Source organism: Streptomyces sp. NPDC020681 (genome assembly GCF_044334895.1).
Lineage (GTDB): Bacteria > Actinomycetota > Actinomycetes > Streptomycetales > Streptomycetaceae > Streptomyces.
The window spans coordinates 197,888-211,302 of sequence record NZ_JBIRTX010000015.1 but is presented as its reverse complement, the minus strand read 5'-3'; the positions used below and the strand labels follow the sequence as shown (position 1 = coordinate 211,302).

At 70.7% G+C, this 13,415-nt stretch carries 16 protein-coding genes; 7 read left to right on the top strand and 9 right to left on the bottom strand.

The annotated features are described in order from the left end of the window. On the bottom strand, nucleotides 1-753 hold the full coding sequence (locus ACH4YL_RS30265; protein WP_398510636.1) for an SDR family oxidoreductase: 753 nt from the start codon (nucleotides 751-753) through the stop codon (nucleotides 1-3). A 56-nt stretch (nucleotides 754-809) separates the two neighbouring features. On the opposite strand from ACH4YL_RS30265, the gene ACH4YL_RS30260 reads away from it, so the two are divergent. Genes ACH4YL_RS30260 through ACH4YL_RS30245 form a run of 4 tightly spaced genes read left to right on the top strand, consistent with a single transcriptional unit; the run spans nucleotide 810 to nucleotide 4,178 of the window. Next, nucleotides 810-1,559: an enoyl-CoA hydratase family protein gene (locus ACH4YL_RS30260; protein ID WP_398510635.1), complete on the top strand. Its 750-nt coding sequence runs from the start codon at nucleotides 810-812 to the stop codon at nucleotides 1,557-1,559. Then, nucleotides 1,556-2,407, top strand: a complete 852-nt coding sequence (locus ACH4YL_RS30255; RefSeq protein WP_398510634.1) for a CoA transferase subunit A — start codon at nucleotides 1,556-1,558, stop codon at nucleotides 2,405-2,407. The genes ACH4YL_RS30260 and ACH4YL_RS30255 overlap by 4 nt, the downstream gene beginning before the upstream one ends. Beyond that, nucleotides 2,404-3,135, top strand: a complete 732-nt coding sequence (locus ACH4YL_RS30250; RefSeq protein WP_398510633.1) for a CoA-transferase subunit beta — start codon at nucleotides 2,404-2,406, stop codon at nucleotides 3,133-3,135. Before ACH4YL_RS30255 ends, ACH4YL_RS30250 begins: the two co-directional genes overlap by 4 nt. Further along, the gene (locus ACH4YL_RS30245; RefSeq protein WP_398510632.1) at nucleotides 3,135-4,178 is read left to right on the top strand and encodes an NAD(P)H-dependent flavin oxidoreductase; all 1,044 of its coding nucleotides are present in this window, start codon (nucleotides 3,135-3,137) and stop codon (nucleotides 4,176-4,178) included. Before ACH4YL_RS30250 ends, ACH4YL_RS30245 begins: the two co-directional genes overlap by 1 nt. A gap of 47 nt (nucleotides 4,179-4,225) precedes the next feature. On the opposite strand, the gene ACH4YL_RS30240 is transcribed toward ACH4YL_RS30245, so the two are convergent. The 5 genes from ACH4YL_RS30240 to ACH4YL_RS30220 form a co-directional block, all read right to left on the bottom strand. Continuing rightward, nucleotides 4,226-5,833 carry a DEAD/DEAH box helicase gene (locus ACH4YL_RS30240; RefSeq protein WP_398510631.1) on the bottom strand — a complete coding sequence of 536 codons (1,608 nt, stop codon included), beginning with the start codon at nucleotides 5,831-5,833 and terminating at the stop codon, nucleotides 4,226-4,228. A gap of 121 nt (nucleotides 5,834-5,954) precedes the next feature. Continuing rightward, entirely contained in the window at nucleotides 5,955-6,158 is a 204-nt protein-coding gene (locus ACH4YL_RS30235) for a cold-shock protein (RefSeq protein WP_003969786.1), read from the bottom strand. Nucleotides 6,159-6,359: 201 nt separating this feature from the next. After that, nucleotides 6,360-7,517: an acetyl-CoA C-acetyltransferase gene (locus ACH4YL_RS30230; RefSeq protein ID WP_398510630.1), complete on the bottom strand. Its 1,158-nt coding sequence runs from the start codon at nucleotides 7,515-7,517 to the stop codon at nucleotides 6,360-6,362. Between the two features lie 13 nt (nucleotides 7,518-7,530). Then, nucleotides 7,531-8,163, bottom strand: a complete 633-nt coding sequence (locus ACH4YL_RS30225) for a TetR/AcrR family transcriptional regulator (RefSeq protein ID WP_398510629.1) — start codon at nucleotides 8,161-8,163, stop codon at nucleotides 7,531-7,533. 15 nt (nucleotides 8,164-8,178) lie between these two features. Next, entirely contained in the window at nucleotides 8,179-8,967 is a 789-nt protein-coding gene (locus ACH4YL_RS30220) for an SDR family oxidoreductase (protein ID WP_398510628.1), read from the bottom strand. Between the two features lie 46 nt (nucleotides 8,968-9,013). Between ACH4YL_RS30220 and ACH4YL_RS30215 the strand changes: the two genes are divergently transcribed. Both ACH4YL_RS30215 and ACH4YL_RS30210 read left to right on the top strand, forming a co-directional pair. Then, nucleotides 9,014-10,159 (top strand): acyl-CoA dehydrogenase family protein, encoded by a 1,146-nt coding sequence (locus ACH4YL_RS30215; protein ID WP_398510627.1) that lies wholly within the window; start codon nucleotides 9,014-9,016, stop codon nucleotides 10,157-10,159. Continuing rightward, nucleotides 10,159-11,139, top strand: coding sequence for an acyl-CoA dehydrogenase family protein (locus ACH4YL_RS30210; protein WP_398510626.1), 981 nt, complete (start codon nucleotides 10,159-10,161; stop codon nucleotides 11,137-11,139). The genes ACH4YL_RS30215 and ACH4YL_RS30210 overlap by 1 nt, the downstream gene beginning before the upstream one ends. A gap of 1 nt (nucleotide 11,140) precedes the next feature. Here the strand turns inward: ACH4YL_RS30210 and ACH4YL_RS30205 are convergent, their stop codons facing one another. Beyond that, nucleotides 11,141-11,608: a pyridoxamine 5'-phosphate oxidase family protein gene (locus ACH4YL_RS30205; RefSeq protein WP_398510625.1), complete on the bottom strand. Its 468-nt coding sequence runs from the start codon at nucleotides 11,606-11,608 to the stop codon at nucleotides 11,141-11,143. A gap of 118 nt (nucleotides 11,609-11,726) precedes the next feature. On the opposite strand from ACH4YL_RS30205, the gene ACH4YL_RS30200 reads away from it, so the two are divergent. Continuing rightward, nucleotides 11,727-12,017, top strand: a complete 291-nt coding sequence (locus ACH4YL_RS30200) for a hypothetical protein (protein WP_398510624.1) — start codon at nucleotides 11,727-11,729, stop codon at nucleotides 12,015-12,017. Nucleotides 12,018-12,042: 25 nt separating this feature from the next. On the opposite strand, the gene ACH4YL_RS30195 is transcribed toward ACH4YL_RS30200, so the two are convergent. Together ACH4YL_RS30195 and ACH4YL_RS30190 are read right to left on the bottom strand one after the other, a co-directional pair. Next, entirely contained in the window at nucleotides 12,043-12,603 is a 561-nt protein-coding gene (locus tag ACH4YL_RS30195; protein ID WP_398510623.1) for a HutD family protein, read from the bottom strand. Beyond that, entirely contained in the window at nucleotides 12,600-13,319 is a 720-nt protein-coding gene (locus ACH4YL_RS30190) for a vWA domain-containing protein (RefSeq protein ID WP_398510622.1), read from the bottom strand. The genes ACH4YL_RS30195 and ACH4YL_RS30190 overlap by 4 nt, the downstream gene beginning before the upstream one ends. Between the last annotated feature and the right edge of the window lie 96 nt (nucleotides 13,320-13,415).

The window sequence follows — 13,415 nt, the reverse complement described above, 5'->3', positions numbered from 1 at the left end:
TCACTTCTCCTTGTTGGCGGTTGAGGCATCGAGAAAGGCCGGGCGCTCGCCGCCGCCGTGCACCAGCAGCGACGCGCCGCTCACATACGCCGCCCGGTCCGAGGCGAGGAAGACGGCCGCGTCGCCGATCTCGGAGGGCTCGGCGAGACGGCCCAGCGGCACGGTGCGGCCGACCGCCGCGATGCCGTCCTCGTCTCCGTAGTGCAGCCGCGAGAGCTCGGTGCGGACCATGCCGAGGACCAGCGTGTTCACCCGCACTTCGGGCGCCCACTCCACGGCCATCGAGCGGGCCAGGCTCTCCAGTCCGGCCTTCGCCGCTCCGTACGCCGCCGTGCCCGGCGAAGCCCGGCCGCCGCTGACGCTGCCGATCATCACGATGGAGCCGCGGGCCGTCCTGAGATGTTCGTACGCCGCGAGTGACGCGGTCAGCGGCGTGCTGAGGTTGAGCTCGATGACCCGGGCATGGCGGGCCGGATCTCCGTCGCCGAGCCGCTGGTACGGCGTCCCGCCCGCGTTGTTGACGAGCGTGTCCAGCCGGCCGTGACGCTTGGCGACCTCGTCGAAGAACGCGCCGACCGCGGCGGGATCACGCAGGTCGAGTGGTACGAACTCGGTTCCGCCGACCGGGACTTCGGGCGGTCTGCGAGCGCAGGTAATTACCGTCGCGCCCGCGGCCACGAACGCCCTCGCGATGCCCGCGCCGACGCCCCGCGTGCCGCCGGTGACGACGGCGACCCTCCCGTCCAGCTCCATCGGCTGCTACCTTCCTTGCCTAACAAACGTTTGGTGGAAAGGTAGCTGATCCGCTCATGGGTGTCTCCACCACAAGCCCCGAAAAGGGCGTCTGCGTCGTCACGGCCGACTTCCCACCCGTCAACGCCCTTCCCGTACAAGGCTGGTACGACCTCGCCGACGCACTGCGCGGCGCGGGCCGCGACCCCGACATCCGCTGTGTCGTGCTCGCCGCGGCCGGCCGCGGCTTCAACGCGGGCGTGGACATCAAGGAGATGCAGCGCGACGCCGGGCATGACGCCCTGATCGGCGCCAACCGCGGCTGCTACGAGGCCTTCGCCGCCGTCTACGAGTGCGAGGTGCCCGTCGTCGCCGCGGTCCAGGGCCACTGCCTGGGCGGCGGCATCGGCCTGGTCGGCAACGCGGACGCGATCGTCGCCTCCGACGACGCCTCCTTCGGCCTGCCGGAGCTGGACCGCGGCGCGCTCGGCGCTGCGACGCATCTCGCCCGGCTGGTCCCCCAGCACCTGATGCGCACGCTGTACTACACCTCGCGGACCGCCACCGCCGCCGAACTGCACGCGCACGGTTCGGTCTGGAAGGTCGTCCCGCGCGACGAACTCGCAGGTGCCGCCCTGGAGTTGGCCAGGGAGATCGCGCGCAAGGACGGAACTCTGATCCGGCTCGCCAAGGCGGCCATCAACGGCATCGACCCCGTCGACGTACGCCGCAGCTACCGCTTCGAGCAGGGCTTCACCTTCGAGGCGAACCTCAGCGGGATCGCGGACCGCGTCCGGGACACCTTCGGGAAGGAGCACCGGCCGTGACCGACAAGACGATGACGGTGGACGAGATCGTGGGCCGCCTCAGCAGCGGGATGACGATCGGCATCGGCGGCTGGGGCTCGCGCCGCAAGCCGATGGCGCTGGTGCGGGCGCTGCTCCGGTCCGAGGTCACCGATCTCACGGTCGTCTCCTACGGCGGCCCGGACGTCGGCCTGCTCGCCGCCGCCGGCCGGATCCGCAGGCTCGTCACGGCCTTTGTCACCCTCGACTCGATCCCGCTCGAACCGCACTACCGCGCCGCCCGCCAGCGCGGCGCCTTCGCGCTCACCGAGATCGACGAGGCAATGTTCATGTGGGGCCTGCACGCGGCTGCCAACCGGCTGCCGTTCCTGCCGGTGCGTTCCGGGATCGGATCCGACGTGATGCGGGTCAACCCCGAGCTGCGTACGGTCACTTCGCCGTACGAGGACGGCGAGGAGTTCGTCGCCGTACCCGCCCTGCGGATGGACGCCGCGCTCGTCCATCTGAACCGCGCCGACCGGCTCGGCAACGGCCAGTATCTCGGCCCCGACCCGTACTTCGACGATCTGTTCTGCGAGGCGGCGGACGCCGCGTACGTCTCCTGCGAGCAGCTCGTGGAGACCGCGGAGCTGACGAAGGAGGCCGCGCCGCAGACCCTGCTGGTCAAACGCCACTCCGTGACCGGCGTGACCGAGACGCCGAACGGCGCGCACTTCACGTCGTGCGCGCCGGACTACGGCCGGGACGAGGCGTTCCAGAGGCTGTACGCCTCCACGCCCTGGGCCGCGTTCGCCGAGCGCTTCCTGTCCGGCTCCGGCGAACACGACTACCAGTCGGCCGTCCAGGCCTGGCAGGAGGAGCAGCAGTGAGTGTCAGCCGCGCCGAATACTGCGTGATCGCCTGCGCCGAAGCCTGGCGCGACAACGGCGAGATCCTGGCCAGCCCCATGGGCCTGATCCCGTCGGTCGGCGCACGGCTCGCCCGGCGCACCTTCTCGCCCGACCTGCTGCTCACCGACGGCGAGGCGATGCTGCTCGGGCCGGACGGGGAACGCGAGGGCTGGCTCCCGTACCGGCAGCATCTGGCCATGGTCACCGGCGGAAGACGCCACGTCATGATGGGCGCGAGCCAGCTCGACCGGCACGGCAACCAGAACATCTCCTGCATCGGGGAGTGGGAGCGGCCGACGCGCCAGTTGCTCGGCGTCCGCGGAGCGCCGGTCAACACCCTCAACAATCCGGTCAGTTACTGGGTCCCGAAGCATTCCGCCCGGGTCTTCGTCGGCAAGGTCGACATGGTGTGCGGCGTCGGCTACGACAACGCGACCGCGGCGGGCCCGAGCGCCACCCGCTTCCACCGCATCCCGCGCGTCGTCTCCAACCTCGGCGTGTTCGACTTCGCGACACCGGACCGGTCGATGCGGCTCGCATCGCTGCATCCTGGCGTCACGGTGGCCGAGGTCGAGGAAGCGACGGGCTTCGCGCTGACGATCCCCGACGATGTCCCGTTCACGCGCGAGCCCTCCGCCGCCGAACTCCTGCTGATCCGCGAGGAGCTGGACCCGAAGGGGCTGCGAAACCGCGAGGTCGGGCCCTGATGGAGACGGCGCTCACGAAACTCACCGGAGTCCGGCATCCGATCGTGCAGACGGGGATGGGCTGGGTGGCGGGCCCGCGTCTGGTCACCGCCACGGCGCGTGCGGGCGCGCTCGGCATCCTCGCGTCGGCGACGATGACCGTGGACGAGCTGCGCACCGCGATCCGCGAGGTCAAGTCCCGTACGGACGCGCCGTTCGGCGTCAATCTGCGCGCGGACGCGGGAGACGCTCACGACCGGGTCCGGCTCATCGTCGACGAGGGCGTACGCGTCGCCTCCTTCGCGCTCGCGCCGTCCCGTGAACTGATCGCCGAACTCAAGGACGCGGGAGTGATCGTCATCCCGTCGGTCGGGGCGCGGCGGCACGCGGAAAAGGTCGCGGCGTGGGGCGCGGACGCGGTGATCGTCCAGGGCGGCGAAGGCGGCGGCCACACCGGACATGTCGCAACGACCGTGCTGCTGCCGCAGGTTGTCGACGCGGTCGGCATCCCGGTGATCGCGGCGGGCGGCTTCCACGACGGCCGCGGGCTGGTCGCGGCGCTCGCGTACGGCGCGGCGGGCATCGCGATGGGCACGCGCTTCCTGCTCACATCGGACTCGACGGTCCCGGACGCGGTCAAGGCGCGCTATCTCGCGGCGACGGTACGGGATGTGATGGTCACCCGGGCGGTCGACGGCCTGCCGCACCGGATGCTCCGTACGGACCTGGTCACGTCCCTCGAAAACGCGGGCCGCACGCGGACCCTGGCCCGCGCGGTCCGGCACGCGGCCGCCTTCCGGAAGCTCTCCGGCCTGACCTGGCGGCAGCTGCTCCACGACGGCCTGTCCATGAAACACGGAAAGGACCTGACGTGGAGCCAGGTCCTTCTCGCCGCGAACACCCCGATGCTGCTCCGGGCCTCCATGGTGGAGGGCCGCACCGACCTGGGCGTGATGGCCTCGGGTCAGGTGGCGGGTGTGATCGACGACCTGCCGAGCTGTGCGGAGCTGGTGGAGCGGGTGATGACGGAAGCAAAGCGGGTGCTCACGGAGCTCCCGAGGTAACTGGGGGCCGAAAACCCCCAGTTACTTCGACACTTCGACGGCTTACGCTACGCCGCGATTCCCCGGCCGCCCTGCGCCCCGCGTCCCGCGCGCCGCGCCTGACCGGACTGGCCGTCGCGCCGCGCCTGACCGGACTGACCGCCGGACTGGCCCGCGCCACCGCGCCGCCCGCGGCTGCGACCCGCGCCGCCGCCGCCCTGACCGCGACCTGCGCCGCCGCCCTGGCCGGGGACCTGCGCCCGCCGACGCTGCGTCGACGGCCGCTGCTGCACCGCCGGCTGCGGCACCTCGACCGTGACCGCGACTCCGGACGGCTCGCGCGCGCCCGTGATCCGGCTCAGTTCCTCGTCGCTGGACTTGACCCTGGCCGACCGCGGGCTGATGCCGGCGTCCGCCATCAGACGGGTCATCTCGCGCCGCTGCTCCGGCAGCACCAGGGTCACGACGCTGCCCGACTCGCCGGCCCGAGCGGTGCGGCCGCCGCGGTGGAGGTAGTCCTTGTGGTCGACGGGCGGGTCCACGTTGACCACCAGGTCGAGGTCGTCGACATGGATGCCACGGGCCGCCACGTTCGTCGCGACGAGCGCGGTGACCTGACCGTTCTTGAACTGGTCGAGCGTCCGGTTGCGCTGCGGCTGCGAACGGCCGCCGTGCAGTGCCGCCGCCCGTACGCCGCTGGCCAGCAGCCGCTTGGCGAAGCGGTCCGCGGACCGCTTGGTGTCCACGAAGAGGATCACCCGGCCGTCACGCGCCGCGATGCGCGTCGCCACGGCCTTCTTGTCCGTCTCGTCGGCGACGTGCAGCACATGGTGCTCCATCGTGGTGACCGCACCCGCGGACGGGTCGACCGAGTGCACGACGGGATCGGTGAGGAACATCCGCACGAGCCGGTCGATGTTCTTGTCCAGCGTCGCGGAGAACAGCATCCGCTGACCGTCCGGCTCGACCTGCTTGAGCAGCGCCGTGACCTGCGGCATGAAGCCCATGTCGGCCATCTGGTCGGCCTCGTCGAGGACGGTGATCGCCACTCGGTCGAGGACGCAGTCGCCGCGTTCTATGAGGTCCTTCAGACGGCCGGGCGTGGCGACGACGACTTCGGCGCCGCGCCGCAGCGAGCCGGCCTGCTTGCCGATCGACAGTCCGCCGACGACGGTCGCGAGCCGCAGCTGCACGGACGTCGCGTACGGCGAAAGGGCGTCGGTCACCTGCTGTGCGAGCTCGCGCGTCGGCACGAGTACGAGTGCGAGCGGGGCCTTCGGCTCGGCGCGGCGGCCGGCCGTACGGGCCAGCAGCGCGAGCCCGAAGGCCAGCGTCTTGCCGGAGCCGGTGCGTCCGCGGCCGAGGATGTCGCGGCCGGCGAGCGAGTTCGGCAGGGTCGCGCCCTGGATCGGGAAGGGCTCGGTCACGCCCTGGGCCGCGAGGGTCTTCAGCAGGGCGGCCGGCATGTCCAGCTCGTCGAACGCCTGGACGGCGGGCAGCGCGGGGGTGATGGATTCCGGCAGCGTGAATTCCTGCGGGGGCGCCACCTTACGGGCGGACGCCTTACCGGAAGCCTTGCCGGTGCCGTTGCCGGAACCCCTCACAGGGCCCTTGGCGCGAGAATTCACCGGGCGCTTTCGGGTCGTGGGACGGTCCGGGCGTTCGGAGCGAGTCATGCGGATATTGCCCTCCTGGGCATGTGAGACCGGACAGATGTGCCCGGGCAAGTGGAACAGCACGAGCCGGGGCCCGCACCTTCACGGTGCGGGCCCCGGCTGCGAGGTTCGCGTCCGGCGATCAGGCCGGGACGATGTTCTCCGCCTGCGGGCCCTTCTGGCCCTGCGTGACGTCGAAGGAAACCTTCTGGCCTTCCTGGAGCTCACGGAAGCCCGAGGTGGCAATGTTGGAGTAGTGGGCGAAGACGTCGGCGCCGCCGCCGTCCTGCTCGATGAAGCCGAAGCCCTTTTCCGAGTTGAACCACTTCACGGTTCCAGTAGCCATTTTTTTCATTCTCCTAAAACAGGGGCAAGCAAGAAACTCACACTTCGTGAATCTCCCGTCGCTGCATTGAGCCCCATCCGGAGAAGCCGGAAACAATAATGTGCGCCTGAGGAAGCATTCCCGTCAGGCGCACACAAAGTTCATGGGTACCAAAACTGCAACGGCTTCACCGTAGCACGCCCGAGCCGAAAAGGCTCGTGTTCACAGCCGCTCGATGATCGTGACGTTCGCCTGGCCCCCGCCCTCGCACATCGTCTGGAGCCCGAACCGGCCGCCGGTGCGCTCCAGTTCGTGCAGCAGGGTCGTCATCAGCTTGACTCCGGTGGCGCCCAACGGATGGCCCAGCGCGATCGCGCCGCCGTTGACGTTGACCTTGTCCGGGTCCGCGCCGGTCTCCTTGAGCCAGGCGAGCACCACCGGCGCGAAGGCCTCGTTGATCTCGACCAGGTCCATGTCGTCGATCGACATGCCCGTCTTCTTCAGCGCGTGGGCCGTGGCCGGGATCGGGGCCGACAGCATCCGGATCGGGTCCTCGCCGCGTACGGAGAGGTGGTGGACACGGGCCCGTGGGGTGAGGCCGTGCTCGGCGACGGCCCGTTCGCTTGCGATCAGCATCGCCGCCGCGCCGTCCGATACCTGCGAGGAGCAGGCCGCCGTGATCGTCCCACCCTCCATGACCGGCTTGAGGCCCGCCATCTTCTCCAGGGTCGTGTCGCGGCGCGGCCCCTCGTCGGCCGCCACGTCGCCGTACGCCACCGTCTCCCGCGCGAAACGGCCCTCGTCGATCGCGCGGATCGCCCGCTGATGCGAGCGGAGCGCGAATTCCTCCTGGTCACGCCGGGTGATCCGCCACTTCCGGGCGATCAGCTCGGCGCCGTGGAACTGGTTGACGGGCTGGTCGCCGTAGCGCGCACGCCAGCCCTCGCTGCCCGCGAAGGGGCCCTGGGTCAGCCCGAGCGGCTCGGCCGCCTGCCGGGACGCGAAGGCGATCGGGATCATCGTCATGTTCTGCGTGCCGCCCGCGACCACGAGGTCCTGGGTGCCGGAGAGGACCGCCTGCGCGGCGAAGTGCACCGCCTGCTGGGACGAGCCGCACTGCCGGTCGATCGTCACGCCGGGCACCTCTTCCGGCAGGCCCGCCGCCAGCCATGCGGTGCGCGCGATGTCGCCGGCCTGCGGGCCCACGGTGTCCAGGCAGCCGAAGACGACGTCCTCGACGGCGGACGGATCGACGCCGGAGCGCTCGACCAGGGCCCTGAGCACATGCGCGCCCAGGTCGGCCGGATGGACCGCGGCGAGCCCTCCTTTGCGCCGCCCCACCGGGGTGCGTACCGCTTCGACTATGTAGGCCTCGGCCATGGCGTATCCCCTATCACTCTGCACGTACGGCGATACCGTCCAGCACCATCGACAGGTACTGGCGGGCGATCTCCTCGGGGCTGTGCTGTCCGCCCGGCCGGTACCAGGACGCCGCGACCCACACCGTGTCGCGTACGAAGCGGTAGGTGAGGCGGACGTCCAGGTCGGCGCGGAAGACCCGGTCGGCGACCCCGCGCTCCAGCGTCCCGAGCCATGCCTTCTCGAACTTCTGCTGCGAGTCGGTGAGGTAGTGGAAGCGCGGCTGCGCGGCGAGCTGCTTGGACTCCTTCTGGTAGATCGCGACGGCGGCGCGGTGCCGGTCGATCTCCCGGAACGACTCGGTGACCAGTGCCTCGATGGTCTCGCGCGGGCCGAGTCCGGCGGCGAGCACCGCGTCGTAGCCCTGCCACAGCTCGTCCAGGAAGCCGGAGAGGATCTCGTCGAGGATCGATTCCTTGGAGTCGAAGTGGTAGTAGAGGCTGCCGGCCAGCATTCCGGCCTCGTCCGCGATCTTGCGGACGGTGGTGGCGTTGTAGCCCTGCGCGGCGAAGACCTCGGCGGCGGTGCCGAGGAGTTCGCGGCGACGCTCGGGCGACGGGGTCACCGGCGTCTTCTTCTTGTTCGGCGTGTTCGGCGTGTTCGGCACACGGTCATTCTCCGTCTACGGGTGCTGACTGCTGACGGAGACGACCTCGCCGGTCAGGTACGAGGAGTAGCCGCTGGCCAGGAAGACGATGGTGTTGGCGATCTCCCACGGCTCGGCGTACCGCCCGAAGGCCTCCTTGGCCGTCAGTTCCGCCAGCAGCTCGGCCGAGGTGACCTTCACCAGATGGGGGTGCATGGCGAGGCTGGGTGCCACGGCGTTGACGCGTACTCCGTACTCGGCCGCCTCGACCGCGGCGCAGCGGGTGAGGGCCATGACTCCTGCCTTGGCGGCGGCGTAGTGGGCCTGGCCGGCCTGGGCGCGCCAGCCGACGACGGAGGAGTTGTTGACGATCACTCCGCCGCGGCCGGTCGCGCGGAAGGCGCGGAGCGCGGCCCTGGTGCAGCGGAAGGTGCCGTTCAGTGTGACGTCGAGGACCGCGTCCCACTGGTCGTCTCTCATGTCGACGAGGGCGGCCGTGCCGCCGAGCCCGGCGTTGTTGACGACGATGTCGAGTCCGTCGTGCTCCTGCGCCGCCCGGTCGATAAGTGCCTGGACCTGTGTCTCGTCGGTGACGTCGCAGGGCAGCGAGGTGACGGCGTCGGCGCCGAACTCGGCGGCGAGCGCGGACTCGGTCTCCTTGAGGCGGCGCGTGTGGGCGTCGCTGATGAGGATGCGCGCGCCTTCTTCGAGGAACTTGCGCGCGGTGGCGCCGCCGATGCCCGCGCCCGCCGCGGCGGTGATGACGGCGGTACGGCCCTTCAGCAGGCCGTGGCCCGGTACGTACTGAGCCCTGTTGTTCGTCACACCGGCACGTTAACCTACCAAACACTTGTTAGGGAAGGATGGGCGTATGGACCTGCACCACTCCCCCGAGGAGGAGGCCTTCCGGGCGGAGGCCCGCGAGTGGCTCGCCGCGCGGGTGCCGGAGCGGCCGCTGCCGTCCCTCGAGACGCGCGAGGGCTTCGCGGCCCACCGCGCCTGGGAGTCGGCGCTGTACGCGGACCGCTGGTCGGTCGTCTCCTGGCCGCGGGAGTACGGCGGCCGGGGTGCCGACATCTTCCGCTGGCTGATCTTCGAGGAGGAGTACTACTCGGCGGGCGCACCGGGCCGGGTCTCGCAGAACGGCATCAACCTCCTCGCTCCGACGCTCTTCGACCACGGGAGCGCCGAACAGCGGGCCCGCGTGCTGCCGTCGATGGCGAGCGGCGAGGTGATCTGGGCGCAGGCCTGGTCGGAGCCGGAGGCGGGCTCCGACCTCGCCTCGCTGCGGTCCCGTGCGGTGCGGACGGACGGCGGCTGGCTGCTGCACGGCCAGAAGACCTGGTCGTCACGGGCCGCTTTCGCCGACCGCGCGTTCGGCATCTTCCGTACCGACCCGGAGGCCGCGAAGCCGCATCACGGCCTGACGTATCTGATGTTCGACCTGTCCGCACCCGGAGTGACGGTCCGGCCGGTCGGCCGCCTCGACGGAAAGCCGGCGTTCGCGGAGCTCTTCCTCGACTCGGTCTTCGTCCCCGACGAGGACGTGATCGGCGAGCCGGGCCAGGGCTGGCGGATCGCGATGTCGACGACGGGCAACGAGCGAGGGCTGACGCTGCGCTCCCCCGGCCGTTTCCTGGCCGCGGCGGACCGGCTGCGGCGCCAGTGGCGCGCGTCGGCCGACCCGTCGGACACTGCGCTGCGGGACCGGGTCGCGGACGCGGTGATCGGCGCGCGTGCGTACCAGCTCTTCACCTGCGCGGGCGCGTCGCGCTTCGCGGCGGGCGCGAGCATCGGCGCGGAGTCCAGCCTGAACAAGGTGTTCTGGTCGGAGTACGACATCGCCCTGCACGAGACGGCCCTCGATCTGCTGGGCGCGGAAGGTGAGTTGGCGGACGGTGAGTGGGCGGAGGGTTATGTCTTCTCGCTCGCCGGACCGATCTACGCGGGCACGAACGAGATCCAGCGCGACATCATCGCCGAGCGGCTGCTCGGCCTTCCGAAGGGCCGTCGCTGATGCGGTTTCTGCTTGACGACGAACAAGAGGCGTTCGCGCGTTCGCTGGACACCATGCTGTCGGCGTCGGACGTCCCGTCGGCGGCCCGAGCATGGGCGTCGGGCGACCACGCGCCGGGTCTTGCGGTGTGGTCCCGGCTGGCGGAGGCGGGTGTCTTCGCCCTGGCGGTCCCGGAGACGTACGAGGGTGTGGGCCCGCTCCCGGTCGAACTGGTCGTCGCCTTCCTGGAGTTGGGCCGGCACGCGGTACCGGGCCCGGTGGTCGAGACGGTCGCGGCGGCGGCCCTGCTGACCCGGCTGTCGGAACTGGGCGACGCGTCTCCCGCGAAACGGCTGCTGCCGGGCGTGGCGGGCGGCGACGAGATCGCGACGCTGGCGGTGGAGGGCTGTGGTCCGTACGCACTGGACCCGGACGCGGCGACGGTGACGCTGGTGGTGTCGGCCGACGTCCTGTGCGTCGCGCCGGGGCACGGCCCACTGCACCCGTCCGTCGATCCCGTGCGCCGGCTGGCCGTGCCTGCCCGTGAGGGCGAGGCCCTGGCCGTCGGGCCGCAGGTCGCCGCCGCCGCAGCGTACGCGGCGGATGTCGCCGCGCTCACCACCGCCGCGCAGGCGCTCGGCGTCGGGCTCGCCCTCCTCGACCGGACCGTCGCGTACGTCAAGCAGCGCACCCAGTTCGGGAGCCCCGTCGGTTCCTTCCAGGCCGTGAAACACCGGCTCGCCGACACCCTGATCGGGCTCGAATTCGCCCGTCCGCTGCTGTACGGAGCGGCCCTGACCATGGCCTCCGCCGATGTCGCCGCCGCAAAGGCCGCCGCCGGCGAGGCCGCGTACGCCGCCTCCCGGACCGCGCTCCAGCTGCACGGCGCGGTCGGCTACACCGACGAACTCGATCTGTCGCTGTGGCTGCGCAAGGCGCGGCCCCTGCGGGACGCGTGGGGCACGCCCGCCGGCTGCCGGGCGAGAGTCCTCGCGGGCTGACTCAGCGGCGGCGCTGCTCGCGGACCGTGCCGCCCGGCCGCCAGGTCCGTACGACCAGTTCCTCGTCTTCGACGTACGTCTGCACCACCTCGCCCAGCTCCACGCGGAACAGATGGAACGGCTCCGGCGGCTTGGCCTCTTCCGTGAACCGGGCCATCACCTCCGGGTCGGTCTCCTCCACCGCACGCCCGCCGATCCGTACGTCACCGCCGCCCATCGAGTCGTCGGGGCCGGGATTGGCCTGCACGGCGAACCTCGGATCGCGGTGCAGGTCCTGCGCCTTGCGGGAGTTCGGCATCATGCCGAGCCAGAGCTCACCGAAACGGAAGTCCACTTCGAGGCCGGTCACCCGCGGGGAGCCGTCCTTGCGGACGGTCGCCAGGACATGGTGCTTGTACAGCTGGAACCGCTTCTGCACGGTCTCGGCGAAGACCGGCTCCGCGGCCAGGAAGTCTGCCCAGGAGGTCATGAGGCCATGGCAGCACAGAATCCCGACACCTTCTGTCGCAATTCACACCCAGGTGCGATCGGAGTGCCGCGGTGCTGTGCTGGATGGAGTATCCGCATCCGCACCTGAGGAGGACCCGATGGCGATCTTCATGCATGCCACCTTGCCGGGCGTCACGACCGACCAGTACGACGCCCTCAACGCCGAACTGCAGGCTCTTCCGGGCGACACGTTCGCCGGCTGCCTGTCGCACGCCTGCCTGCCGTCGGCCGCCGGCCTGGAGATCTTCGACATCTGGGACTCCGAGGAGTCCATGGACAAGTTCGGCACAGTGATGATGCCGGTCGCCGAGAAGCTGGGCCTGCCCCAGGCACCCAACCGTCCGACCGTCCGGCAGATCCACAACTACTGGATCCCGCCGACCACTTAGGGCCTGTCCGGTCGATCAGGCCGGATCACCCGGTCCGCAGCGTGACGACCGCCGCGTGCCCGTCCGTGTGCAGCGATCCCGGCGAGTCGTCCAGCACCACCGCGTCGTACCGGCCGAGGGTCACGCCCGCCTCCTTGAGGACCGTGGGCCCGTCCAGCGCGACGACCACAACTCTCGAGCTTGACGGCACGACGACCAGCAGTCCCCCGCGCACCACAGAGGTCAGGCATGCCGTACGACCCCTGCGGTGCATGACGTTGAAGTTGACGACGGGCCCCGAGAGCAGGCGTCCGCCGGTCTCCACGTCGCCCGGAAAGCGATAGGGCCGGTACGGCTCGTCGGCCACCGTGGACCGCCCGCCGACCGTGAGGTCCATCCCCGCGCCCTCGACCACGGTCAGGGTCCGGTCGACGCCGGGGAACGCGGAGAACGGCCCGTCCGCGGCCACATCCGCCAGACTGATCCGCCAGTCGAAGGCATCCATCGAGGCGTCTTCGGGAGAGGCGGCGATCTCCCGGGTGACTCCCCCGCCGTTCTTCCATGCCACGGCCGTACGGTCGGCTGCGCGCAGCACCCGCAGTGTCATCGGACGATGCCCTGCGCACGCGCCGCCGCCAGCCACAGCGGGAATTCGGCGACCAGCCGGTCGTACAGCTCGGCGTCCGGGACCTGTCGCGGGTCGAGTCCGGCGTGGAAGAAGCCCGCGTTGTCGACGGCGCGTTTGGCGGGGACGGCGAGTTCGTCGAGCTTGTGCAGAAAGTCGAACTGCGAGCTGCGTTTGTTGCCGAAGCCTATGAACTGCCAGAACAGCGGCAGCTTCGCCGCCTTGCAGAGATAGCGCTCCGCCGCGTGCTTGCTGATCGGGCCGCCGTCGGTCTGGAAGACGACGAGCGCGGGCGCGGTCGAGCCGCTGTCGATGTAGTGGTCGATGACGGCGTCCATGGCCAGGTGGTAGCTGGTCTTGCCCATGTGCCCGAGGCCCGCCACGATCTCGTCGACCCGCCCGTGGTGGTTGTCCAGCGCGATGTCGGTGACCGCGTCCACGTCCGTCGAGAAGAAGACGACCGGGACGCGGCCGTCGTCGTCGAGATGCGCGGACAGCCCGAGCACCCGGTCGGCGAGCGCCTGGACGCTGCCGTCCTTGTAGTAGTCCTTCATGGAGCCGGAGTAGTCGAGCACGAGATAGACGGCCGCACGCTCCCCGCTCAGCCGGTGCTTGTGCAGACTGACGCCCGCGCTCTTGTAGAGGCTGACGAGCGCGGGCGCGGTCTCCTCGACCTTGCGGAGGCTGATGGCCGACATGCGAGGGCTCCGTCTCTGGGTGGCGGGAGGTCCGGGAGTGCCGAGATTACGTGACCGGACCGAACCGCCCCCTTGCGCGTCGCCGACAGGGACGGC